The organism is Senegalia sp. (in: firmicutes) (genome assembly GCF_052088025.1).
Lineage (GTDB): Bacteria > Bacillota > Clostridia > Tissierellales > SIT17 > Anaeromonas.
This window is the reverse complement of sequence record NZ_JBQCYD010000010.1, coordinates 23,573-47,909: the sequence shown is the minus strand read 5'-3', so window position 1 is coordinate 47,909 and position 24,337 is coordinate 23,573. Positions and strand designations below refer to the sequence as shown.

Sequence of the window (24,337 nt, the reverse complement as noted above, 5' to 3'; positions counted from 1 at the left end):
TATACTATAATATATTAAACGTTGTTTATAGTCAATAAGAAATTGAAATAAATTTAAAATATTGCTTGTACTTATTATCTCGGTATGATATTATATTTATTAATAAAGATAGTAAATAGTTTATAAAGCTTAGGTTTTAGCCCTAGGTCTATATTTTTATATTTTTTTACTTACACTGTTTAGTATAAACAATAGTCAAAATGAAATACATTATAGACTATAGTCTATAAATAAAGAGGGGGATTCTAATGATAAGAAAAGAGATAAGAAAAAAAGTACAAGATAAAAAAGGTAAAACACATGATAAATTAGTTTGTACAACCTTAGTAAAAGAAGATAATATCTACATATCTATTAAAAATAAAGGTTTTGCAGACCCTGTTTTAGTGGACATGCTAGATTTAATAGCACCCTACACAGAAGAAGAAAATATAAGAGACATAAGAGCTAATATAAGTTCAATCTATAAAAAAATTAAAGATAAAGCTTCGTAAAAACAATCACAGAGCTGCTTGATGGCCAGATTGAAATGTAATTGTGAGAAATCACAGTGCATTTTAGTCTGGTCATTTTTTATTGTAAAAATAGAAAATATGTTCTAAATCCAATAGTAAGAATTGCTTTTTAAATCTATTTAAGTAGTAGAGAGCAAATTTTTTAAACATGTAAAAAACCCGCATATTTAAATTTTAATATATCAGTAAGCAGTCGAAAGGCTCACTTAATAAAAAAAAGGTGAGTTTTTTGGCTGATTGTTATGCCCTTTTCTCTCCGAGAGAGGGGTTAATTTTATGTCAAGAAAAGAGTACAGAATTCAAGGACAAAAAGTAACAGAGGAGCTATACAAGGAGTATTACAGAATGGATAGAAGACGCAGATACCTAGAAGATGATGTTAAAGCTGGAAGCATAGACATTGATATGGAAAAAGAAAAAGTAACTTTTAATCCAAACAAAGAGGATTCCTATGACAGATTAAAAGATGAAGGGGTTCAATTTGAGAATATACAAGCTGTGGAAGACATCGTATTTGATAAGGCAACTTTACTGATACTCACCGAAGCTTTAAAAGAGTTAGATGAAGAAGAAAAACAAATTATTGATAGTTTATATTATGACAAGTTATCTGCTAGGAAAACTGGAGAAAAGATAGGAAGATCCCATCAAACAGTAGGAAAGAAACGTGACAAGGCCTTACAAAAGCTAAAGAAACATTTTAATAAAAAAGGCTACCAAGATAGCTCTTTTACACGTTAATAAATAGAAAATAAAAAAACTTTCAAAAAAGGGTTACCAAAACACCTTTCAAATTGGCTAGTAAGTGAGGGGGAAAATAAATTTTTAAAAAAAGGTTACCAAAACCCTCTCCAAATTGGCTAATAAGTGAAGGGCTTTATTTAAAAATCGGAGGTGAGAAGATGCAAAGTGATAAAGAAGAAATGGTTGGTGTTCTTACAGCAATGAGCATTGTATCTAAAAGACTGGCAAAGCAACTACAAAAATTAGAGGAGGAGAGTAAACATGATGAAGAACAAGCATCTAGATGTAGTAAAAAATCTAAGGAACCTTGCAGACAGTATTGAAGTTTTAGCTGGGACTAGAGAAGAAGTAGAAGCACCAGAAAACATTAAAACTGAAACAAAACCTAAGAAAACAAAAATAACTTTTGAAGATCTTCGAGCAGTCCTTGCAGGTCTAACAAGAGAAGGAAAGCAGCAAGAAGTAAAAGAGCTCATAACAAAATATGGAGCTAAAAAGCTATCAGATGTTCCTGAAGAAAGATATTCTGAACTTCTAGATAAAGCGAGGGAACTTTAATGACACAGCATGCTCTTTTAGGGGCATCAAGTTCACATATTTGGGGTGCGTGTCCTCCAAGTGCAAGGCTTGGGGAGCATGAAGAGAACAAGTCAAGTATTTATGCAAAGGAAGGGACATTTGCACACAACCTATCAGAACTTAAGATACTCAGCCATTTAGGAGAAATATCAAAAGCAGACTTTAATAAAAAGCTAAAAGTCATGAAACAAAATGAGTTCTACACCAAAGAACTAGAAATGTATGTTGACGTTTATGTAGATTTTGCAATTGAAAAGATAAATGAACATAAAGCTGGAATGGTATTTGTAGAAAAGCGAGTCGACTACAGCTGTATATGCAAGGAAGGTTTTGGAACCTGTGACCTTTTAATATTAGATAAAGACACTATTGAAGTAGTAGATCTTAAGTTTGGAAAAGGACTAAAAGTAGATGCTAGAGATAATAGTCAGCTTAAGCTCTATGCTATAGGTGCAGTAGATAACTTCAACTTTATATTTGAAGCTAAAAAAGTAAGAATGACAATAGTCCAACCAAGACTAGATAACATTTCAACAGATGAAATAGAAGTAGAAGACCTACTGAATTGGGGCGAGAAGGAAGTAAAGCCTAAAGCAGACCTAGCTTATGAAGGTAAGGGAGAATTTAGTCCTGGAGAACATTGTAGGTTTTGTAGGGCCAAAAATAGATGTAGAGCTAGAGCAGAAGAAAACATGAAACTTGCAAAACTAGACTTTAAAGCTGCACCCCTTCTAACAGATTTAGAAGTAGTGATGGTATTAGAACAAATAGATGAATTAGTAAAATGGGCTAAGGATGTAGAAAAATACGCCTATAAAGAAGCAGTTAATAATGAAAAAGAGTGGCCAGGCTTTAAGCTTGTAGAAGGAAGAAGAACTAGAAGATATTCAAGTGAAGAACAAGTAGCTAAAAGGCTTCTTCAAGCAGGATATGAAGAAGAGAAGATATTCTCTAAGTCTTTACTAAGCCTAACAAAGCTCGAAAAAGAACTAGGTAAAAAAGACTTTGAAGAAATAATAGGTTCACTTATAGAAAGACCACCAGGCAAATTAAAACTGGTGAAAGATGATGATAAAAGAATAGAAGTGTCAAGTTCAGCAGAAATAGACTTTAAAAACTAAAAGGAGAGTAGATTATTATGACAAAGATAGTTACTGGAAAAGCGAGATTAAGTTATGCAAATTTATTTACACCAAAAGCAGGTATAGCTGGAGGAGATGAGAAGTATTCGGTTTCTCTAATAATACCAAAAGGAGACACAGCTACAATACAAAAAATAGAAAAGGCAATAGAGAAAGCTACCAAGGAAGGCGTATCAAGATATGGTACAAAGTTTGGTAAAAGTGCTAATTTCAGAATTCCTCTAAGAGATGGAGATATAGACAAACCAGATGATGCAGCTTATAAAAAGAGCTACTTTTTAAATGTAAATTCAAAGACTAAGCCAGGAGTAGTAGATAAAGATGTCAATCCAATATTAGATCCATCGGAAGTTTATTCAGGTTGCTATGGTAGAGCTAGTATAGTTGCATTTCCATATTCAGTTAATGGGTCAACTGGAGTAAGTTTTGCACTTCATAATATCCAAAAGTTAGAAGATGGAGAGCCTTTAGGTGGCAAGGCAAGAGCTGAAGATGACTTCTCGGCATTTGATGATGAAGACGACTTACTAGGGTAGTGGATATGAAAACTTTAGCAATAGATATTGAAACATATAGTAGTATAGACCTCAGAACTTCTGGGGTCTTCAGCTACACTGAAGCAGATGACTTTGAAATATTATTATTTGGATATGCATTTGATGAAGAGCCAATAAAAATAGTAGACCTAGTACAGGGAGAAAAAATACCCACTGATGTGATAGAAGCAGTAACAGATAAAGAAGTAATTAAAACCGCATTTAATGCAGCATTTGAAAGAGCATGTATATCAAAACACCTTGAAAAAGAAATACCACCAGAACAGTGGAGATGTAGTATGGTTCATTCTTTATCATTAGGACTACCTGGAAACCTTAAAGGAGTAGCTAGAACACTAAGACTCGAGTCACAAAAGATGGATGAGGGGAAAGCCTTAATAAGATACTTTTCAATCCCCTGTAAGGCTACAAAGGCTAATGGAGGAAGAACTAGAAACCTACCAAAGCATGATATAGAAAAGTGGGATCTGTTTAAAAAGTATTGTAAGAGGGACGTGGAAGTTGAAAGAAGCATTAGAAAAAAGTTAGATAACTTCCCAATGACAAAGAGTGAATTAAACCTATGGTTCTTAGACCAAAAGATAAATGATTTAGGAGTAAAAATAGATAAAGAACTGGTAGAAAATGCAATGGAATGTGACTCTTTATACCAAGAGAAAATATACGAAGAAGCAGTAGAACTAACAAAACTAGATAACCCAAATAGTCCAATGCAACTAAAAAAATGGCTTGGAGTAGAAACAGGATTTGAAGTAGACAGCTTAACAAAAAACACAGTATCAGAACTATTAGAGAAAGATATAAGTCCTAAAGCAAAAAGAGTATTAGAGCTAAGACAAGATATGTCTAAAACTTCAGTTAAAAAGTATGAAGCTATGGATAGGGCAATGTGTAGTGATGGAAGGATAAAAGGACTCTTACAGTTCTATGGGGCATCAACCGGAAGGTGGGCAGGAAGAATTATAAATCCACAAAACCTCCCTAGAAATAATATGAGTGATTTAGATCTAGCAAGAAATCTATTACTTGAAGGAAATTATGAAGCCTTAGAACTACTCTTTGATTCAGTACCAGATGTATTATCTCAACTTATAAGAACAGCTTTTATTCCATCAGAAAATTCTAGATTTATAGTATCAGACTTCTCGGCTATTGAAGCAAGAGTTATAGCTTGGCTTGCAGGAGAGAAATGGAGAATAGATGTATTTAACAGTCATGGAAAGATATATGAAGCATCAGCATCTCAGATGTTTGGGGTTCCAATAGAAGATATAACAAAGGAAAGTGAGCTAAGGAGAAAGGGAAAAATTTCAGAATTAGCTCTTGGTTATCAAGGATCTGTTGGAGCTCTTAAAGCTATGGGTGCAATAGATATGGGGTTAGCTGAAGGTGAACTTAAACCATTAGTAGATACTTGGAGAAGATCCAATCCAAATATAGTAAAGCTTTGGTGGGACATTGGCGCTGCAGCAATAAAAGCAGTGAAGGAAAGAACAGTTGTAAATATGCAGTATGGGCTTAAATTCCTATATAAAAGTGGAATTCTATTTATAGCACTTCCATCAGGTAGAAGTCTAGCCTACGCACGACCAAGAATAGAAATAGATGAAAGATTTAATAAAGACAAATTAACCTTTGAAGGCATAATGCCTGGAACTAGAAAATGGGGCAGAGTAGACACATATGGTGGGAAATTGACCGAGAATATAATACAAGCTATAGCTCGTGATTGCTTAGCAGAATCTATGATAAGGCTTGAAAAGTATGGATACAAAACAGTATTCCATGTGCATGACGAAGTGATACTAGATGTTCCAAAGGATAAAGGAAGTCTTAAAGAAGTGGAAGCTGTTATGGGAGAGAGTATTTCTTGGGCTCCAGGACTTCCTTTAGGAGCAGAAGGATTTGAGTCGGAATATTACAAGAAGGATTAAGGTGATATGGGTGGATAGAGAAACCATTGAATTTATAAAGCACTTAAAGAAATACAGAGGTAAACTTCATAAACAAACTATAAAAACACTAAAAGGCCAGGCCCTTTCAGGAAATGTGAAAGGGGCTAAGCTAGGCCTTAATAAACTTCTAAGAAAGGAGTAGATGCCAGTGGTTGAGCCCAGCGGAAAACCAATCAATAAGCTAAAACATGACCATCTCCTTACAATAGCAGTAGGAAGAAGCAGAAAAGAAATGAACTGGAAAAACCAAGAAATGCTATGGTCAGTGTTAGTAGAAAAGTTAAGTAAAACCCAAAGAACTATAGAAACCTATGATGAATATAAGAAGATGAGTAAATCAAAGAAAGATGAAATAAAAGATGTCGGTGGTTTTGTAGGTGGATCTCTAAAGGGAGGAAGAAGAAAAGCTGACAACGTAGGCTGGAGACAAATTGTAACTCTAGATGCAGACTTTGTAAAAGGCGATCTTTGGGCAGGAGTTGAGACTATGTTTGGATATGGCTGTGTGATGTATTCTACTCATTCTCACACTTTCAGAAGTCCTAGACTTAGACTTGTAATTCCTCTAAAAAGGCCAATATCTCCAGATGAATACGGAGCAGTTTCAAGAAGGATTGCAGCTGATCTTGGTATAGATTTCTTTGATGATACAACTTATGAGCCGCATAGGTTAATGTACTGGCCTAGTACCTCAAGTGATGGAAAGTATGTATTTAAAATATTAGATGAAGAATGGATAGATCCAGATGAAGTTTTAGAAAGGTATGAAGACTGGACTGACTCATCTTATTGGCCAGAGAGTTCAAGAACCAAAGCAAAGAGAAAAAGAGAAGCAGACAAGCAAGGAAACCCAAGAGAAAAGAAGGGAATAGTAGGGGGCATTCTGTAGGACTTATGACGTAGTAGATGTAATAGAAAAGTATCTTAAAGACGTTTATACTCCTTGCTCTACCCCTAGTAGATACACGTATATAGAAGGAAGCTCAGCAGGGGGACTTGTGATATATGGGAATGGAGACTTTGCATACTCCAATCATGGAACAGACCCCATAAGCGGAAAACTTTGTAACGCTTTTGATCTTGTAAGGCTTCATAAGTTTGGTGATTTAGATATAGATGCTAAGGACGGAACACCAATAGTAAGGATGCCTTCATATCTTGAAATGCAGGAATTTGCTGAAAAAGATGAAGAGGTAGTAAAGACATTAGACAATGAAAGATTAAATGCTATGAAAAAAGACTTTGAAGGGATAGAGGTAAATCCTCTAGATATGTTCTTTGAAAAGAAAAAGTTCATATCAATGCATCTGGCTAACTGGTTCTTAATGCAGCATGAAGTGATGGTATTACAAGAGGATTTATATATCTATAAAGATGGAAAATATGTGGAGGGTGACAGAGTATTTAGAGAAGAAACAACTAATGCTTTAAAATCAGAGTTTCAAACTAATAGGTTAAATGAAACCTTAAATTATATAAAAAATACAGTAACTGAAGTAGACCCAGATGAAGCAACTTCTACTGGAGAATATTTAAACTTAAAAAATGGTTTGTTAAACCTTGAGATCTTAGAGTTTACACCTCATACACCAGAACTTAAAACAATTATACAGCTACCAGTAGAATATAATCCTGATGCAAAGTGTCCTGCAATAGATAAGTTTCTAAACTCAGTAGCAAAAGACAGCATACCTGTAATTGAAGAAATGCTTGGCTACTGTTTAATACCAAGTATGAAGTATGAAGCCACTTTTCTACTTTATGGGGAAGGTGGAAACGGAAAGGGAACTTTAATAGCTTTAATGGGAGAATTGTTTGGGGCTAAGAACACATCAAATATAGCACTTCAATCCTTAACAGAAAATAGATTTTTAACAGCTGAGCTTTACGGGAAAATGGTAAATCTCTATGCAGATATTCCAAACAGGAGGGTAGAAGATTCATCTCTATTTAAAATGCTAACATCGGGAGATAGGATACAAGCAGAAAGAAAGCATAGGCAGCCCTTTGGATTTTGTAATAGAGCAAAGCTTGTATTTAGTGCAAATGAGCTTCCAACATCAAATGATAATTCAGAAGGATACCATAGAAGATGGATTGTTGTTCCTTTTAATACTAAATTCAATGATAGAGAATTAAGAAAAACACTATTCAGACAAGAAGAACTAGAAGGATTGCTTTTAAAAGCTATAAATGGTCTTAAAAGATTAAGAATGAAAGATGACTTCTCAGATGTTGAGGCAGTTAAAAGTATGAATGAAGAGTATAGAGAAAAGAGTGATAGTGTCTATAAATTCTTAAAAGAATACTGCATTAAAGATGAAGATGAAATGGTAGGAAAACAAGACTTATATGACGCGTATAGAAGAAAATGTGGTGATTGGGGGAATTACCCAATTAATCAATCTAACTTTAATAGTAAATTAATGACTGTCTATCCATCTGTAAGAGAGTATAGAAAAACATCTCCAAGAAGGTGGAGGGGCTTAAAACTAGATAATAAAATAGATGATATTTTTGGAGAAATAGTGGACGACTAGCCTAAAAAATATCTGTCAACCCGTCCACCCCTATTATTAAAAGTGGACGACTGGGGACGGGTAGGTGGACAAGAAAAATGACAAGGCAAATGTTCATTTATCAATATAGTGGACGAGGTGGACACCTTTTTATACTTATTAGATAAAAAAAGAAATATAAGAGTATAGAGAGTATATAGATTCTATAAACAAGGGTTATATATAAATAATTTTAAACCCTGTCCACCGTCTACCCATTTGAAATGAGGAGGAAATAAAATAATGATAGATAAGATTATAGAAAAGATATTCAAAGACGATTTTGTAAGTTTTCTAGAGGTAGAAAGGATATTTGATGAACATAAATTTGACTATAAAGGGAGTAAAGTTATCAGACATCCAAAATACCACAACTTAGTTATATGGGCAGAGTGGAGTGAGGAAGCTGTAGAAATATTAGAAGAAATAGTTACAAATAGAGATATATGCCTTCAAACTACTCATACACTAATCTACTTTATAGATGGTAATGGACTAACAATACCAGTGGCCAAGAATATTAGAGATTACAAGATTGAACGCTGGCTTCCTATGGTATTAAGGCCCGATAAAAATGTTAGAAAGTAAAATAGAAAAAAGACTAAAAAGGGAAGTAGAGAAGTTTGGTGGTATTAGCTTAAAGTTCACCTCTCCTGGAATGAGTGGAGTACCAGACAGACTGGTGCTTCTTCCGGGAGGCAGATTATACTTTGTAGAACTAAAAGCACCAGGTAAAACCTTAAGACCCCTTCAACTTAAAAGAAAAAGGCAACTAGAAAACTTAGGATTTAAAGTCTATGTAATAGATTCATATAAAAGAATAGATGAATTCCTCCGGGATGTGATGAGATGAAATATAAGCCACACAGCTATCAAGCATTTGCTAAAGATTTTATAATAGAAAATAAAAAGTCAGGTCTGTTTTTAGATATGGGCTTAGGAAAAACAGTAATTACTCTAACAGCTATATTTGATTTAATGTTTGATTACTTTGATATAGCAAAAGTTTTAGTAATAGCACCACTTAGAGTAGCAGAATCTACCTGGGATGCTGAATTATATAAGTGGGATCATTTAAAGGACCTTAAAATATCAAAGGTGCTTGGAAATAAAAAGAAAAGGATAGAAGCACTTAATGCAAAGGCTGACATCTATATTATAAATAGAGAAAATGTGAAATGGCTTGTAGATATGCTTGGTAAAGATTGGCCATTTGACATGGTAGTAATAGATGAACTATCAAGTTTTAAATCTCATAGAGCTGCAAGATTTAAAGCATTAAAGAAAATTAGACCTTGCATGAAAAGAGTAGTGGGCCTTACTGGAACCCCAAGTCCAAATAGTCTACTGGATCTATGGGCTCAAGTTTACCTGCTTGATGGTGGGGAGAGACTTGGAAGAACTGTAACAAGCTATAGGGATAAATACTTCTTACCAGACAAGAGAAACCAACACGTAGTCTTTTCATACAAGCCAAGAGAATATGCTAAAGAAGAAATACACCAAAAGCTATCAGATATATGTGTAAGCATGAAAGCTGAAGATTATCTCAATATGCCAGATAGAATTAATAACAAAATAGAAATTAGTCTTCCTGAAAAGATAAAAGAGAAATATAAAAGGCTTGAAAGAGACTTACTTCTACCGCTTAAAGAAACGGACATAGTAGCAAATAATGCTGCAGCACTTACTAATAAACTTTTACAATTTTCAAATGGTGCTATCTATGACGAGGATGGAGAAGTAGAAGTAATACACGATGAAAAGCTTAAAGCACTAGATGAATTAATAGAAGCTGCTAATGGAAAACCAGTATTAATCTTTTATTCGTACAAGCATGATAAAGATAGAATTAAAGATCACTTAAAAAATGTAAGAGTTCTTGAAACTAGAAAAGATATTGATGAATGGAATAAAGGAAAAGTAGAAGTAATGCTAACACATCCAGCTTCAGCGGGACATGGACTTAATCTTCAAGCTGGAGGAAACATTATAGTCTGGTTTGGACTTACATGGAGCTTAGAGTTGTACCAACAAGCCAATGCAAGACTGCATAGACAAGGACAAAAGGAAAATGTAATAATTCATCACATAATATCAAAAGGAACAGTTGATGAAGATGTAATGAGAGCACTTGATAAAAAGCATATAAACCAAGAAGAACTACTAAAAGCTGTAAAAGCTAGAATAGGGGGAAAAGAAAATGTTATATAACAATGAAGGATATTTAGATCCAACAGCACATGAAGCTATAAAAAATATAGAAAATGAAAAGAAAATAGTATTTATATGTAGTCCGTATAAAGGAGATATTGAGGTAAACACAATAAGAGCTAAAAGATACGGTAGATACGCTACAAGTAAAAGACAAGTTCCAATAATACCACATCTCATGTATCCTAGATTTTTAAATGAGGACGTGCATGAAGAAAGACAACTAGGACTTGAAATGGGACTGATACTTCTTTCAAAGTGTCAGGAATTATGGGTGTTTGGAAGTAGAATATCTACAGGAATGTCTATAGAAATAGAAAAAGCTAAAGAAATGAAAATACCAATAAGATACCATGATATACACTGTAGACCTATAGGAGGAGATAGATAATGGAGAACTGTTTTGCTTATAAGATTGGTAGATGTAAAGCTTTAAAAATTAGAAAATGTGGAGGAATAGAATGCGGATTTTATAAAACCAAAGAACAATTAAAAATAGATGAAGAAGAAGTTATTAAAAGAATAAAGTCCTTAGATAAGGAGAAACAAGAGCATATCACCGAGAAATACTATGGTACTCATTTGGAGGTGTAGCTATGGAGGCTAAAGAATATCTATCTCAAGCTTTATGGCTTAATAGAGTTATAAATAATAAGCTAGAGCAAAAAGAAGAAATAGAAGCACTAGCTAAAAGGACTACTGTAGATTTTACTCAGGAAAAGGTATCAGGAGGAAAAGTTACTATAAGCTCTATGGAAGATGCAACTGTAAGACTAATAGACTTAAGTAATGAGATAAATGATGACATAGATGAATATGTTGATTTGAAAAAGGAAATAACAGGAACTATTAAACAGGTAAAGGATATAAGATATAGATTAATTCTTAAAATGAGATATATAACAGGAAAAGAGTGGGAAGATATAGTAACAGCTATGGGGTACGATAGAAGTACGGTATTTAGAAACCATAAGAAAGCTTTAAAGGAGGTTGATGAGGTTTTAAAAATGCGACCTAATGCGACTAGACAGAGGGGTTGATGAGTGTTATAGTATAAAGTGTAAAGATGTATAGAAAATTAATAATTGATATTCAAATAGCCCCAGTTAATTCTGTCGGGCTATTTTTTTATAGGAGCGATAGAAGTGAAAAAGATAAGGATATGTGAATATGATGGATGCAGAATGGAAGCTGAAAGGCACAGCACATACTGTAAATATCATATTCGAATGGTGGAATCTTATAAGAAGATGCCACCAGAATTAAAAGAAGTCTATAAAAGAATAAAAAAAGAAAGATATGGATAGCCTTAGAGAATTTGCTTTAGGGCTTTTTCTGTGTTTATTCTTCAAAAAAAGATATTTTATTTGTAAAAAGTATCGATTAATAGTATATTGTTATTATAACCTTAGAATCGGAATGCAAAAAATAACCTGATAGGTTAATAATTTATTGACATTGGGGGTATAATAACATATAATGAAAGTAGAATATAGAACACAAAAGCTTAAAAAACAGTGCGAAAATCCTAAAAAAGCACAGAAGCAATATGGAAAAGATATTGGAATAAAGCTAACTCAAAGAGTATCAGAATTACTAGCAGCAACTAGCTTATTAGATATTCAGTATATTCCATCGGCTAGACTTCATAGGCTAAAGGGAACAAGATCAGATGAATATGCTATAAATTTAGTCCACCCTTTTAGATTAGTTATTAAACCTATTCTAGGAGAAAATGGAGATTTAAATGAATTAAAGAGTATTGATATCGTAAGAATTGAGGAGGTGACTGATTACCATGGCAAACAAAAAAGATAATAATAATTTTATACCTACTATTGCTATTGCTCCAGGAGAAACTATCAGAGAGAATATGGTTTTTTTAGGTATGAATCAAAAAGAATTAGCAGCTAGATTAGATATAACAACAAAGCATTTAAGTAATATTCTTAATGGTAATGCTCCAATCACCTATGATACAGCTCTAAAGTTAGAATCAGTTATAGGGCCAAGTGCACAATTCTGGATGAACTTAGAAACTAACTATCAATTAAATAAAGCTAGATTAGAAGAACAAGAGAAGCTAACGGATGATTTAAATAAATTAAAAGATATACCATATAAAGAGATGAGTGAATTTGGATGGGTAAAAGAAACATCAGATAGAAGAGAAAGGGTATTTAATTGTAGGAGCTTCTTTGGTGTTGCTGAACTAGGCTCTGTGGAACCTTCATATAGTGTTGCTTTTAGAAAACAGAAGGAGATAAAGGAAATATCTGATTTGGGAGTATTAGCTTGGATAAGAAGAGCTGAGACAGAAGCATTAAATATTGATGTAGATAAGTTTAATAGAAGAAAGCTTAAAAGTTTAATACCAATATTTAGAGAAATGACTATGAAACAACCGGATGAATTTTTCCCAGAAATGCAAAGATTATGTGCTGAATGTGGCATAGTTTTACTTTTAATACCTTATATTCCTAAAACATATATATGTGGAGCTACAATCTGGAGAAATGATAAAGCAATTTTAGCTTTAAGTGGAATGGGAAAAAGATCAGATGGGTTTTGGTTTACTTTATTTCATGAGCTAGCTCATTTAATTAACCATTCAGGCAAGAAATCTCATATTAGCTATGATAATGACAAACAAGAAGATGAAGCTGATTTGGAAGCCCGTAATTACTTGATTTCAGAGGAACAGTATAGGTTTTTTATCGATAACTATAATTGTAAATTAAAAAGTAATATAGTTGAATACTCAGAGGAGATTGGGATAGCTCCCTTTGTATTACTAGGTAGATTACAATATGATCAATATGTAGGCTATCAACATCATCGAGAATTAATACCCCCATTTGATATAAACGATATTATTGGGAAAGTTCAGTGACAATGATTTAAATAAAGACAGAGATAAGCATTAAAAATGATAAAATAGTATGGAACAAAAACTTAATAGTTTTTCGCGAGAGGGTGCCTGCACCAACTCGTATTTTTTATAACATCAAGCCTTAGAGCATTTAGCTTTAGGGCTTTTTCTATGCCCAATTTTAGGAGGTAGCTTATGATTAAATGCATATCATGTAGGTTTGCTAAAGTAGATAAAGACGCATCAGATTCAAAGTGGGATGCATATGAATGTAGTAACCCCAAGAGCCAGTACCATAAGGCCCTATTAAATACAACACCAAACGGAGGGAAGCTTAAAAGAATATCGTGGTCGGGATGTCCTCATGGAAAAAGGAAGGTGAAATCAAATGCCAAGAAAACCACTGAAACCTTGTAAGCATCCAGGGTGTCCTGAACTAACTGACAAGAGATTCTGTGAGGAACATAAGAAGCTATATGAAAGAAAGAGTGCAAGAAGGAGAGGATACGATAGTAGATGGAGAAAAGCTAGGAGAAGATTTCTTAAAGCTAATCCACTGTGTGTCCAGTGCCTTGAAGATGGTAAACTTATTGAAGCTGCAGTGGTAGACCACATCACTCCACATAGAGGAGACAAAAAACTATTCTGGGATGAAAGTAACTGGCAAGCCTTATGTAAGAGCTGCCATGATAAGAAGACGATGACAGAGGATAGGTATGAAGAATATAAATACTAAAAACAAAACACAACCCTCCTCACTGGGGGTTCAAATCAAATAATATATTAAAAACAAACCTCTATACATCAGTAGTTACAATGATTATAGACTTATAATTATTTTTTATTTACGCGTAATAGTATTAAAAATCTAATAAAGTGTATCACTTTTGCTATACTATTTGGCGAAACTAAAAACTCTCTAGGGTAGGGGGTATCTAATCTCTACAACTTTAACACATCAGGACCGCCGCCCCCTAACGCGTGTGATTTCGCACAATTAAAGGGGTGGGGGTGTAGAAAATATAAAAAATATATCTGTAAGTATTGTAACCACTACATTTGATAGTGGTTTTTATTTTGCCAAATAGTATAAAAAAACTCCATAAAAAGCTTGTAGCCTTTACACCCCATAGGCTATGAGCTTTTTATGCTTATATATATTTACACAAATATAGGAAGTGAATTCTTATGACTGATTATGAAAGACAAGAAATATACAAATTAAGAAAAGAAGGTCTAGGATATAAAGCCATAGGAACTATGCTAGGGTTAACCAGAGATACAGTTAGATCCTTTTGCAGAAGAAATAACTTAGGTGGAAATGGGAAGATAGTTAGTTTAAATATCGAAGTGATGAAAGATAAAAAACTTCTCTGTCTTAACTGCGGTAAATTTATGAAAGTCAAAAATAAAGGTAGACCTAGAAAATACTGTTCAGATAAATGCAGGAGAACTTGGTGGAAAGAAAATCAAGATAAAACAGTTCAAAGAGAAGCTTCAACATATAAACACACTTGCCTTTATTGCGGAGAAGAATTTAGTGTTTATGGAAATAAGAAAAGAAAATTCTGTAGCCATGATTGCTACATAAAATATAGATTTTGGAGTGAAGAAAATGAAATTTGAAAAAAGAGATATAAATAAATTAACACCAGCTGAGTACAATCCGAGAAAAGATTTAAAGCCTGGAGATAAAGAATATGAAAAAATAAAAAATAGTATTACTGAGTTTGGATATGTAGATCCAATAATAATAAACTCGGATGATACTATAATTGGCGGGCATCAAAGATTAAAAGTATTAAGAGATTTAGGTTTTACAGAAGTTGATTGTGTAGTAATTGAAATAGATAAAACGAAAGAGAAGGCATTGAATATAGCTCTTAATAAAATCAGCGGATCTTGGGATGCAGCTCTATTAAAAGATTTGATTGATGATTTAAAGGATTCAAATTTCGATATAGAATTTACTGGATTTGAGCCACCAGAACTAGATGAGATGTTTAGTCAGCTTCATGATAAAGATGTTGAAGAAGATGATTTTGATGTTGATGAAGAATTAAAAGAGCCGGCAATATCTAAGCAAGGAGACTTATGGCTACTCGGTAGGCACAGACTTATTTGTGGTGATAGTACAGATGAAGAAACATATAAAATTTTAATGGATGGAAAGAAAGCAAATCTAACAGTAACAGATCCCCCATATAATGTTGCCTATGAATCTAAAGCTGGGACAATTCAAAATGATGATATGAAAGATAAAGATTTTTATAGTTTTCTTTTATCTTCTTTTAAAAATATGTTTAATGTAATGGAAAAGGATGCTTCAATATATGTATTTCATGCAGATACAGAAGGACTTAATTTTAGAAAAGCTTTTATAGATGCTGGGTTTTATCTCTCTGGAGTATGTATCTGGGCCAAGCAAAGTCTAGTTCTTGGAAGAAGTCCATATCAGTGGAAACATGAACCTGTTCTTTTTGGCTGGAGAAAAGATGGAAGACATAGATGGTACTCTGATAGAAAGCAAAGTACAATATGGAATTTCGATAGGCCTTCAAAGAATGAACTACATCCAACAATGAAGCCAGTAGCACTGTGTGCTTATCCAATACAAAATAGTAGCATGAGTAATTGTATAGTTTTAGATCCCTTTGGAGGAAGTGGTTCTACACTTATTGCTTGTGAAGAAACTAATAGAATATGCCATACTATAGAACTTGATGAGAAATATACAGATGTAATTGTTAAAAGGTATATAGAAAAAGTAGGGACAGAAAAGGAAGTATATCTTTTAAGAGACGGAAAGAAAATTAAATACAGTGAAGTTATAAAAAACAATGAGTAATCGGGGCCCACAGTTTGCCCTGTGTGGCTTTTAAATTTAACTTTCCTATAAACCCTCGATGTATTTTAAAATATAACTTGCTTAATACATGACTTTGAGTGATATATGTAAGTAACAAAAATATAGGAGGGTTTGAAATGGATAGAAAAGAAAAAGTTAAAACCATAGGTAAACATCTAGGCATAAAACCTAAATATCTGGGAGTACCAAGTTTCTCATACCAAGTTGGAGAATTCATAGTAGGTAGAGAAGGAAAAATTAAAAACGGAACAGGCGAAGAAGTGGAGCTAGAAGAAATTCTAAACCCAGCAGAAGAAACTGCTACTACTGTAGAGATAGCTATTCCGCTAGAAGGATATAATGAAAACACTTTAAAAAATCTAGTCAATATGATTTACAGCAGACAAGTATTAATTAAGAAGTCATTTCAACTTGATAAAGATATATTAGAAACTGAAATCATAGAAAAGCTTAATAAGATAGATTCACTAGAAGAATTTAAATCTACACTAGAAAGTGAAAACATAAGAATTGAAAATGAAAACATCATATTTACAATAAAAACAGATTTAGCTAGATCTGCAACCTTATTCTTTGGACTTCTAAACGAGAAGTCAAAGGAATTAAAGTATGCTTCTAAAAAGCCAGTAAATACAGATAATGAAAAATACACCTTTAGAGCATGGCTTATGAGGCTTGGGATGATAGGTGATGAATATAAAGAAGCTAGAAAAGAACTTCTTAAAAATCTTTCAGGAAATTCTGCTTTTAGAAAGCCAGGTGAAAGTGATGAAGCCTAAGTGCAAATTAATAGGAGAAGACGGAAACATATTTAATTTAATGGGCATTGCTTATAAAACACTAAAAGAAGCAGACTTAAAAGAAAATGCAGATGAAATGATTAAAAGAGTAACAAGTTCAAAATCATATCTAGAAGCGCTAGCTACAATAAGTGAATATGTAGAAATATATTAAGATAATGTGTTTATTTAAAAAATAGTACTTGCTATTTACCTCCTTCTGAGTGATATATGTACATAAGAAAAACACACCAGAAGGAGGTAAATACAATGCTTACAAGGAAATTTGGGATTGAAATTGAACTAACAGGAATCACAAGAGAAAAAGCAGCAAAAGTAATAGCCGAACATCTACAAGGAAGCTCACGAAGACAAGGTGGAAACTTTAGGGTAAGTGATAACGAAGGAAGAACTTGGAGTATAGTTTATGATGGAAGCTTGAGATGTCAAAGAAAAGTAAATGGAACTAGGACAACAGCGGGAAGAGAATACAGCGTAGAAATTGTAAGCCCAATCTTAACCTATGAAAAAGACATAGACACTCTACAAGAGATGGCAAGAAAACTAAGAAAGGCTGGAGGATTTCCAAACTCCACTACAGGCATACACATACACCTAAACGGCAGAGACCATAGCCCAAGAAGCCTTAGAAATTTTATGAACATAATTTATTCAAGAAACGACCTACTATATACAAGCCTACAGATAAAACAAGAAAGAATAAGATACTGTAGAAAAATGGATGAGACTTTAGTCCAAAAGATGAACAAGAAAAAACCTAAAACTTTTAAAGAGATAGAGGATATTTGGTACGAAGGTTACTATGGTGGCAGAGGCAGGCATTACCATGATAGCAGATACCACTTCCTAAACCTACACAGCTTTTTCAACGGAGTAGGGACAGTAGAACTTAGGGGATTTAATGGAAATCTTCACGCAGGAAAAATAAGAAGCTACATCCTTTTATCCTTGGCAATGAATAACCAAGCTTTAACCCAAAAATTCGCAAGCAGTAAAAAGCCACAGATAGACAACCCAAAATTTGCAATGAGAACTTGGCTTAATAGAATTGGCTTTATAGGAAAAGAATTTAAAAACCCGAGAGACCACCTTTGCAAGCACCTAGAAGGAAGTGCAGCGTGGAGATTTCAGGAACTAGCCTAAAGCCACAGAGGGGGAAACCCCTCTTAAGACTTAAAGAAGGGTAGTTTTATACCAAGGCAAGATATAAAGCCAACACAGGCGAAACTGTTGGGCAGTAAAGGAATATGAAAGGGTGATAAAGGTGAAAAGATTGTATATAGCTTATGGATCTAACTTAAATCTAAAGCAAATGGAGTACCGCTGCAGGACAGCAAAGGTTTATGGAAAGGGAATTCTTAAAGGATATAGATTGCTTTTTAAAGGTTCACCTGGAAATGCATATTTAACTATAGAACCTAAAGTAGATAAAGAAGTGCCAGTAGTAATCTGGGAGGTACAGCCTAGTGATGAAAAAGAACTAGATAGGTATGAAGGATATCCAAACTTTTACTATAAAGAAAATATTCCAGTAGAACTTGAAACGGGTGAATTAATAGAAGCTTTTGCTTATATTATGACTAACAAAATGAAAGACAGAATTCATTTAAACCTTCCAAGTAAAAGATATCTTGAAGCTGTAAAAGAAGGATATGAAGGTTTTGATTTTAACTTAAAATATCTTGATAAAGCCTTGGAAACAAGCAAATCAAAGAAAGTCTAAGCCCACAGTTTCCCACGTGACGGCTGTTAAAAAAGGTCTAGGGGCAATTACCCTTTGAATTATTCGAATCAAAGACCGGGGAGGTGTGTTTAGTTGGATAAGTTTTTTAGCAAGAAATATCGTGACAGATGCAGAAAAAGCTTAGAAAGCGGAAGGATAATGTCAATGTTTAATGAAGATTGCATCTGCTTAGAGTGTAAAGACAAAGAAATCAAAGATCCAAGATATGAAGAAGCTAGAGATGCTGAAGCAGAAGAAGTAAAGAAAGGAAAATACAATTTTAAAGGAATAGGAAAATAGAACATACAAAGGAGTCCAAAGTTGGGCTTCTTTTTGATTGGGAGGTGATACTTATGGCTACAAGAGGAAGGAAACCAAAGCCTACTGCAATAAAAGAACTTGAAGGAAATCCAGGAAAAAGAGCACTTAATGAAAAGGAACCAAAGCCTGAAAAGAAAGCGCCAAGATGCCCAACATGGCTTGAACCAGAAGCAAAGAAAGAATGGAAAAGACTAGCTAAACAATTAGAGCATCTAGGAATATTAACTGAAGTAGATATGGCTTCTTTTGCTGGTTACTGTCAAGCTTATGCTAGATGGAAAGAAGCTGAAGAATTTATATCTAAACATGGAACTATAGTAAAAACACCATCAGGCTATTGGCAACAAGTGCCGCAAGTATCCATCGCCCAAACATATATGAAAGCTATGAATAAATTCTCCGAGCAATTTGGACTCACTCCATCATCAAGAAGTAGATTGTCTATTGATAATGGAAGTGAAGCCTATGATCCAATGGAAAAAATGCTTAGAGTAGTTGATAAATAAACATTTTAGGAGGTGGAAGTATAATGAATGAAGAATTTATTCCAACTAAATTTATGCTACCCACATCTTATTATGATAGTGAAAAGTCAGAGTATGTAATAAATTTTATAGAAAATTTAAAACACACCAAAGGTGAGTGGCATAACAAGCCATTTATATTACTACCATGGCAAAAAGAAATAATTCGTAACCTGTTTGGAGTAATAAAAGAAGATGGATACAGGCAGTTTAATACAGGGTATGTAGAAATACCTAAAAAACAAGGTAAGACTGAACTGGGAGCAGCCATAGCTTTATATATGTTACTTGCAGATGGGGAATGGGGAGCTGAAGTTTATAGCTGTGCAGCAGATAGAGCACAGGCCAGTTTAATATATCAAGTAGCAGTAGATATGATAGGACTTTCCCCAGCACTTAGGAAAAGACTTAAAATAGTAGCATCTCAAAAGAGAATAGTGTATCCTGCTATGAACTCATTTTATCAAGTATTATCTAGTGAAGCATTTTCAAAACATGGTATAAACCCTCATGCAGTATTATTCGATGAGACACATGTTGCCAATAGGGAAATGTTTAATGTAATGACTCATGGTGCTGCTGATGCAAGAAGGCAACCTATTAATTTCTTAATAACTACAGCAGGAAATGATAGACATAGTATTGGATTTGAAATACATCAAAAGGCAGAAGATATAATAGAAGGCAGAAAACATGACCAGACATTTTATCCAACAATATACGGAGCAAAAGATGATGAAGATTGGACTGATCCTAAAGTTTGGAGAAAAGCTAATCCTTCACTGGGGGTTACTGTACCTGAAGAAAAGATGGCTATAGCTTGTGAGAATGCTAAACAAAACCCAGCAGAGGAGAACCTATTCCGCCAACTTAGACTTAATCAATGGGTAAAACAATCTGTAAGATGGATGCCTATGGAAAAATGGGATTTATGCAACTTACCAGTTAATCCAGAAGAACTTGAAGGTAGAATTTGCTATGGAGGATTAGACCTTTCAAGTTCAATAGATATAACAGCATTTGTATTAGTATTTCCAGCAAGGACTGAAGATGAAAATTATATTATTCTTCCGTACTTTTGGATACCAGAGGAAAACCTAAGACTAAGAGTGAGAAGGGACCATGTACCTTATGACACCTGGGAAAGGCAAGGATATATTAAAACAACAGAAGGAAATGTAGTTCACTACGGATTTATTGAAACTTTTATAGAGGAACTTGGAACTAAATATAATATTAGAGAAATAGCCTTCGATAGATGGGGAGCAGTTCAGATGACACAAAACCTAGATGGCATGGGTTTTACTGTAGTACCATTTGGTCAAGGGTATAAGGATATGAGTCCGCCTACTAAAGAACTTATGAAGCTAACACTTGAAAAGAAACTATCTCATGGAGGAAACCCAGTACTAAGATGGATGATGGATAATATTTATATAAAAACTGATCCTGCTGGAAACATAAAGCCAGATAAAGAAAAAAGTACCGAGAAGATAGACGGTGCAGTAGCTACAATCATGGCACTTGATAGAGCTATAAGGAATGAAGGAAATAATGGCGGGAGTGTGTATGATGAAAGAGGGATACTTGTACTATAGGAGGTGATCAAAATATCAATATTTTCAAGATTGTTTAAAGCAAGAGACAAACCGACAAATAGCTTCTTTGGAAGCACATATAGTTTTTTCTTTGGATCTACTACTAGTGGAAAAACTGTAAATGAAACAACAGCTATGCAAACAACAGCAGTTTATGCCTGTGTTAGAATACTAGCTGAAACAATAGCTTCACTACCCTTACACACATATAAATCGAAAGCTGATGGTAAGGAAAAAGCAAGAGACCACCCAATATACTATCTGCTTTCAGATGCACCAAACCCTGAGATGACTTCATTTGTGTTTAGAGAAACACTTATGGGTCATCTTTTATTATGGGGAAATGCCTATGCACAGATTATTCGTGATGGAAGAGGAAAAGTAATAGCACTTTATCCCTTAATGCCAGATAAGATGACAGTAAATAGAAGTGAAAATGGTGATATTTACTACATTTATAATAAAAATGGAGAAGAATATATCCTTCATTCTCACGATGTTTTACACATTCCAGGCCTAGGATTTGATGGTCTTATTGGATATTCTCCAATTGCTATGGCTAAAAACACTATTGGAATGGCACTAGCAACTGAAGAATATGGAGCTAAGTTCTTTTCAAATGGAGCAAACCCAGGCGGTGTGTTAGAACACCCTGGGGTTGTAAAAGATCCAGCTAGAGTAAGAGATAGCTGGAATGCAGTATATCAAGGAAGTTCTAATTCTCATAAAGTAGCAGTTTTAGAAGAGGGTATGAAGTTTCAATCTATAGGCATTCCTCCAGAACAGGCACAGTTTCTTGAAACTAGAAAGTTTCAAACTGAAGAGATATGCAGGATATTTAGAGTCCCACCTCACTTGGTAGCAAGTCTGGATAAGGCTACATTTTCTAATATAGAACATCAATCGATAAGCTTTGTGGTCCACACAATAAGGCCTTGGTTGGTCAGAATAGAGCAGTCTATAAATAAGGCTTTATTTACCGATTCTGAAAGAAAAAAATACTTTGTTAGCTTTGTAGTAGAAGGGCTTCTTCGAGGTGACTATAATTCAAGAATGCAAGGATATGCAACTGGCATACAAAATGGTTTTATGTCTCCAAATGATGTAAGAAGACTAGAAAACATGAATCCTATTCCTGAAGGAGAAGGAGGAGACACATATATGGTTAATGGAAATATGCTAAAACTTAAAGAAGTTGGAGCATTTGTAAAAGATAAAACTGGGGGTGATGAAGATGAAGAAGTTTTGGAACTGGATAAAGAATGAAGATGAAAGAACACTTTTTCTAAATGGAGTAATATCTGAGGAAACCTGGTATGGAGATGAAGTTACACCCCAAATATTTAAGGATGAATTAAATAGTGGAGAAGGAAATATTACTGTATGGATCAACAGCCCAGGTGGAGATTGTATAGCAGCTTCACAGATATATAACATGCTTATGGAGTATAAGGGAGATGTTACTGTAAAGATTGATGGAATCGCAGCTAGTGCGGCATCAGTAATTGCTATGGCTGGAACAGAAGTTCAGATTTCACCAACTGGTCTTATGATGATCCACAATCCACTAACTATGGCTTTTGGAGATGCATTTGAAATGGAAAAAGCAAAAGCTATGTTATCAGAAGTAAAAGAAAGCATAATAAATGCTTATGAAATAAAGACTGGGCTTTCAAGAGTTAAGCTATCTAATCTAATGGATGCAGAAAGTTGGTTTAATGCTAAAAAGGCAATAGAACTTGGATTTGTAGACAATATAATGTTTTCAAAAGAAGAAGAACCTGAAGAAGTAGAAGGTTTGACATTTAGTAATATGGTAGCTGTAAATTCACTACTTGATAGGCTACCCAAAAAAGAGAAACCAATAATTAATACTGGTACAACACATCAAGAGTTAGAAAAAAGATTAAATCTAATAAAATAATGGAGGGATAAATTTGAATAAAATAATTGAATTAAGAGAAAAGAGAGCTAAGCTTTGGGAGTCTACCAAGGCTTTTTTAGATTCAAGAAGAAATGAAAATGGAATGCTTTCAGGAGAAGACACTGAAACTTATGAAAGAATGGAAGCTGATGTAGTAAATCTTGGTAAGGAAATAGAAAGACTTGAAAGACAAGCAGTGGTGGATTTAGAACTATCAAAGCCTACTTCAAATCCAATAAGAAATACTCCAAATAACAATATAGATGATGAGAAGACAGGAAGAGCATCTGATGAGTATAAAAAGGCTTTCTGGAATCAAATGAGAAACAAGGATAACTATGAGATTAAAAACACACTAAAGATAGGAACAGATAGTGAAGGAGGATATTTAGTTCCAGATGAGTTTGAAAGGACATTAGTTGAAGGACTTCTTGAAGAGAATATCTTTAGACAACTTGCTAAAGTAATAACTACATCATCAGGAGATAGAAAAATACCAGTAGTAGCTTCAAAGGGTACTGCATCATGGGTTGATGAAGAAGGTGCAATCCCAGAATCAGATGATGCTTTCACACAAGTTTCAATAGGTGCATACAAACTAGCCACTATGATTAAGGTTTCAGAAGAACTCCTTAATGATAGTGTTTTTAATTTAGAGAGATATATTGCTAAAGAATTTGCAAGACGTATTGGATCTAAGGAAGAAGAAGCATTCTTTATTGGGGATGGAGTAGGAAAACCTACTGGAATATTTAATACAACTGGTGGAGGAGAAATTGGTGTAACAGCTGCTACTCAATCTGTTATAAAACTTGATGAGATACTAGATTTATTCTATTCTCTAAAATCTCCATATAGAAAAAAGGCAACATTTGTAATGAATGATTCAACTGTAAAAGAAATTAGAAAACTAAAAGATGGAAATGGACAGTATCTATGGGTTCCTTCAATAAAAGCAGGAGAGCCAGATACTATTCTTAATAGGCCAGTAAAGACTTCGTCTTATATTCCAACAGCTCAAGCAGGAACTAAACCTATAGCTTTTGGTGACTTTGGATATTATTGGGTTGCAGATAGACAAGGTAGATCTTTCCAAAGACTTAATGAGTTATTTGCAGCAACTGGTCAAGTAGGGTTTAAAGCAAGTCAAAGAGTAGATGGAAAACTAATTCTTCCTGAAGCTATTAAAATATTAAAGATGAAAGCCTAGGTGGTTAGATGAGTAATATAAAGAACTATAAAGAACGTGGCGGAGAAAAGTGGATTGTAAATGGAGTACTTGAAGTAACCGAAACAGGGGTACTTCTATTAAACGGTAAGCCTTTAATTAGAGCAGCAGCTCAACCTGATAGCACAGCTACAACAGTAGCAGAACTAAAGACAGATTTTAATTTACTTCTTGAAAAGTTAAAATATGCAGGGCTTATGGATATGGAGTAAAG

The 24,337-nt window shown here is 34.0% G+C and carries 33 protein-coding genes; all 33 read left to right on the top strand.

The annotated features are described in order from the left end of the window. The first annotated feature begins 248 nt into the window (after positions 1-248). The 33 genes from ACTHUW_RS04160 (at position 249) to ACTHUW_RS04000 (ending at position 24,335) form a co-directional block, all read left to right on the top strand. Positions 249-494, top strand: coding sequence for a hypothetical protein (locus ACTHUW_RS04160; RefSeq protein ID WP_442212641.1), 246 nt, complete (start codon positions 249-251; stop codon positions 492-494). Between the two features lie 297 nt (positions 495-791). Further along, on the top strand, positions 792-1,256 hold the full coding sequence (locus ACTHUW_RS04155; RefSeq protein ID WP_442212639.1) for a sigma factor-like helix-turn-helix DNA-binding protein: 465 nt from the start codon (positions 792-794) through the stop codon (positions 1,254-1,256). A 161-nt stretch (positions 1,257-1,417) separates the two neighbouring features. Next, positions 1,418-1,582, top strand: coding sequence for a hypothetical protein (locus tag ACTHUW_RS04150; protein WP_442212637.1), 165 nt, complete (start codon positions 1,418-1,420; stop codon positions 1,580-1,582). Beyond that, positions 1,524-1,817 carry an rRNA biogenesis protein rrp5 gene (locus ACTHUW_RS04145; RefSeq protein WP_442212635.1) on the top strand — a complete coding sequence of 98 codons (294 nt, stop codon included), beginning with the start codon at positions 1,524-1,526 and terminating at the stop codon, positions 1,815-1,817. Before ACTHUW_RS04150 ends, ACTHUW_RS04145 begins: the two co-directional genes overlap by 59 nt. Beyond that, positions 1,817-2,959: a DUF2800 domain-containing protein gene (locus ACTHUW_RS04140; protein WP_442212633.1), complete on the top strand. Its 1,143-nt coding sequence runs from the start codon at positions 1,817-1,819 to the stop codon at positions 2,957-2,959. Before ACTHUW_RS04145 ends, ACTHUW_RS04140 begins: the two co-directional genes overlap by 1 nt. Positions 2,960-2,976: 17 nt before the next feature. Then, positions 2,977-3,516: a DUF2815 family protein gene (locus tag ACTHUW_RS04135; protein ID WP_442212630.1), complete on the top strand. Its 540-nt coding sequence runs from the start codon at positions 2,977-2,979 to the stop codon at positions 3,514-3,516. Between the two features lie 5 nt (positions 3,517-3,521). Next, the gene (locus tag ACTHUW_RS04130) at positions 3,522-5,471 is read left to right on the top strand and encodes a DNA polymerase (protein ID WP_442212628.1); all 1,950 of its coding nucleotides are present in this window, start codon (positions 3,522-3,524) and stop codon (positions 5,469-5,471) included. Positions 5,472-5,640: 169 nt separating this feature from the next. Then, entirely contained in the window at positions 5,641-6,381 is a 741-nt protein-coding gene (locus ACTHUW_RS04125) for a hypothetical protein (protein WP_442212626.1), read from the top strand. A gap of 109 nt (positions 6,382-6,490) precedes the next feature. After that, on the top strand, positions 6,491-8,032 hold the full coding sequence (locus tag ACTHUW_RS04120) for a DNA primase family protein (protein WP_442212624.1): 1,542 nt from the start codon (positions 6,491-6,493) through the stop codon (positions 8,030-8,032). Between the two features lie 261 nt (positions 8,033-8,293). Beyond that, positions 8,294-8,638 (top strand): hypothetical protein, encoded by a 345-nt coding sequence (locus ACTHUW_RS04115; RefSeq protein ID WP_442212622.1) that lies wholly within the window; start codon positions 8,294-8,296, stop codon positions 8,636-8,638. Next, on the top strand, positions 8,625-8,903 hold the full coding sequence (locus ACTHUW_RS04110; protein WP_442212620.1) for a VRR-NUC domain-containing protein: 279 nt from the start codon (positions 8,625-8,627) through the stop codon (positions 8,901-8,903). The genes ACTHUW_RS04115 and ACTHUW_RS04110 overlap by 14 nt, the downstream gene beginning before the upstream one ends. Continuing rightward, on the top strand, positions 8,900-10,264 hold the full coding sequence (locus ACTHUW_RS04105; protein ID WP_442212618.1) for an SNF2-related protein: 1,365 nt from the start codon (positions 8,900-8,902) through the stop codon (positions 10,262-10,264). Before ACTHUW_RS04110 ends, ACTHUW_RS04105 begins: the two co-directional genes overlap by 4 nt. Next, positions 10,254-10,655 (top strand): DUF7768 domain-containing protein, encoded by a 402-nt coding sequence (locus ACTHUW_RS04100; RefSeq protein WP_442212616.1) that lies wholly within the window; start codon positions 10,254-10,256, stop codon positions 10,653-10,655. The genes ACTHUW_RS04105 and ACTHUW_RS04100 overlap by 11 nt, the downstream gene beginning before the upstream one ends. Then, on the top strand, positions 10,655-10,858 hold the full coding sequence (locus ACTHUW_RS04095; RefSeq protein WP_442212614.1) for a hypothetical protein: 204 nt from the start codon (positions 10,655-10,657) through the stop codon (positions 10,856-10,858). Before ACTHUW_RS04100 ends, ACTHUW_RS04095 begins: the two co-directional genes overlap by 1 nt. A gap of 2 nt (positions 10,859-10,860) precedes the next feature. Then, positions 10,861-11,304 carry a DUF1492 domain-containing protein gene (locus ACTHUW_RS04090; RefSeq protein ID WP_442212612.1) on the top strand — a complete coding sequence of 148 codons (444 nt, stop codon included), beginning with the start codon at positions 10,861-10,863 and terminating at the stop codon, positions 11,302-11,304. A gap of 105 nt (positions 11,305-11,409) precedes the next feature. Then, entirely contained in the window at positions 11,410-11,571 is a 162-nt protein-coding gene (locus ACTHUW_RS04085) for a hypothetical protein (RefSeq protein WP_442212610.1), read from the top strand. 172 nt (positions 11,572-11,743) lie between these two features. After that, entirely contained in the window at positions 11,744-12,082 is a 339-nt protein-coding gene (locus ACTHUW_RS04080; RefSeq protein WP_442212608.1) for a hypothetical protein, read from the top strand. Further along, complete coding sequence (locus ACTHUW_RS04075; protein ID WP_442212606.1) at positions 12,063-13,157, top strand: HigA family addiction module antitoxin; 1,095 nt, start codon at positions 12,063-12,065, stop codon at positions 13,155-13,157. Before ACTHUW_RS04080 ends, ACTHUW_RS04075 begins: the two co-directional genes overlap by 20 nt. Before the next feature lie 174 nt (positions 13,158-13,331). Beyond that, the gene (locus ACTHUW_RS04070; RefSeq protein WP_442212603.1) at positions 13,332-13,553 is read left to right on the top strand and encodes a hypothetical protein; all 222 of its coding nucleotides are present in this window, start codon (positions 13,332-13,334) and stop codon (positions 13,551-13,553) included. Continuing rightward, positions 13,525-13,872 carry an HNH endonuclease gene (locus tag ACTHUW_RS04065; protein WP_442212601.1) on the top strand — a complete coding sequence of 116 codons (348 nt, stop codon included), beginning with the start codon at positions 13,525-13,527 and terminating at the stop codon, positions 13,870-13,872. Before ACTHUW_RS04070 ends, ACTHUW_RS04065 begins: the two co-directional genes overlap by 29 nt. Positions 13,873-14,324: 452 nt before the next feature. Beyond that, positions 14,325-14,762, top strand: coding sequence for a helix-turn-helix domain-containing protein (locus ACTHUW_RS04060; RefSeq protein WP_442212599.1), 438 nt, complete (start codon positions 14,325-14,327; stop codon positions 14,760-14,762). After that, positions 14,752-15,984: a site-specific DNA-methyltransferase gene (locus ACTHUW_RS04055; protein WP_442212597.1), complete on the top strand. Its 1,233-nt coding sequence runs from the start codon at positions 14,752-14,754 to the stop codon at positions 15,982-15,984. The genes ACTHUW_RS04060 and ACTHUW_RS04055 overlap by 11 nt, the downstream gene beginning before the upstream one ends. 137 nt (positions 15,985-16,121) lie before the next feature. Further along, positions 16,122-16,784 carry a virulence-related protein gene (locus ACTHUW_RS04050; RefSeq protein WP_442212595.1) on the top strand — a complete coding sequence of 221 codons (663 nt, stop codon included), beginning with the start codon at positions 16,122-16,124 and terminating at the stop codon, positions 16,782-16,784. Further along, positions 16,774-16,959: a hypothetical protein gene (locus ACTHUW_RS04045; protein WP_442212593.1), complete on the top strand. Its 186-nt coding sequence runs from the start codon at positions 16,774-16,776 to the stop codon at positions 16,957-16,959. The genes ACTHUW_RS04050 and ACTHUW_RS04045 overlap by 11 nt, the downstream gene beginning before the upstream one ends. 95 nt (positions 16,960-17,054) lie before the next feature. Continuing rightward, positions 17,055-17,948, top strand: a complete 894-nt coding sequence (locus ACTHUW_RS04040) for an amidoligase family protein (protein WP_442212592.1) — start codon at positions 17,055-17,057, stop codon at positions 17,946-17,948. A 121-nt stretch (positions 17,949-18,069) separates the two neighbouring features. Beyond that, a complete protein-coding gene (locus tag ACTHUW_RS04035) occupies positions 18,070-18,528 on the top strand; it encodes a gamma-glutamylcyclotransferase family protein (RefSeq protein ID WP_442212590.1) in 459 nt (152 codons plus the stop codon). A 93-nt stretch (positions 18,529-18,621) separates the two neighbouring features. After that, on the top strand, positions 18,622-18,828 hold the full coding sequence (locus ACTHUW_RS04030) for a gamma-glutamylcyclotransferase (protein WP_442212588.1): 207 nt from the start codon (positions 18,622-18,624) through the stop codon (positions 18,826-18,828). A 53-nt stretch (positions 18,829-18,881) separates the two neighbouring features. After that, positions 18,882-19,355, top strand: coding sequence for a phage terminase small subunit P27 family (locus ACTHUW_RS04025; protein ID WP_442212586.1), 474 nt, complete (start codon positions 18,882-18,884; stop codon positions 19,353-19,355). A 23-nt stretch (positions 19,356-19,378) separates the two neighbouring features. Continuing rightward, positions 19,379-20,971 (top strand): terminase large subunit, encoded by a 1,593-nt coding sequence (locus ACTHUW_RS04020; protein ID WP_442212584.1) that lies wholly within the window; start codon positions 19,379-19,381, stop codon positions 20,969-20,971. Between the two features lie 12 nt (positions 20,972-20,983). Beyond that, positions 20,984-22,237 (top strand): phage portal protein, encoded by a 1,254-nt coding sequence (locus tag ACTHUW_RS04015; protein ID WP_442212683.1) that lies wholly within the window; start codon positions 20,984-20,986, stop codon positions 22,235-22,237. Next, positions 22,206-22,895: a head maturation protease, ClpP-related gene (locus tag ACTHUW_RS04010; protein ID WP_442212582.1), complete on the top strand. Its 690-nt coding sequence runs from the start codon at positions 22,206-22,208 to the stop codon at positions 22,893-22,895. The genes ACTHUW_RS04015 and ACTHUW_RS04010 overlap by 32 nt, the downstream gene beginning before the upstream one ends. 13 nt (positions 22,896-22,908) lie before the next feature. Then, on the top strand, positions 22,909-24,105 hold the full coding sequence (locus ACTHUW_RS04005; protein WP_442212580.1) for a phage major capsid protein: 1,197 nt from the start codon (positions 22,909-22,911) through the stop codon (positions 24,103-24,105). An 8-nt stretch (positions 24,106-24,113) separates the two neighbouring features. Then, the gene (locus tag ACTHUW_RS04000; RefSeq protein ID WP_442212578.1) at positions 24,114-24,335 is read left to right on the top strand and encodes a Head fiber protein; all 222 of its coding nucleotides are present in this window, start codon (positions 24,114-24,116) and stop codon (positions 24,333-24,335) included. The last annotated feature ends 2 nt before the right edge of the window (positions 24,336-24,337 follow it).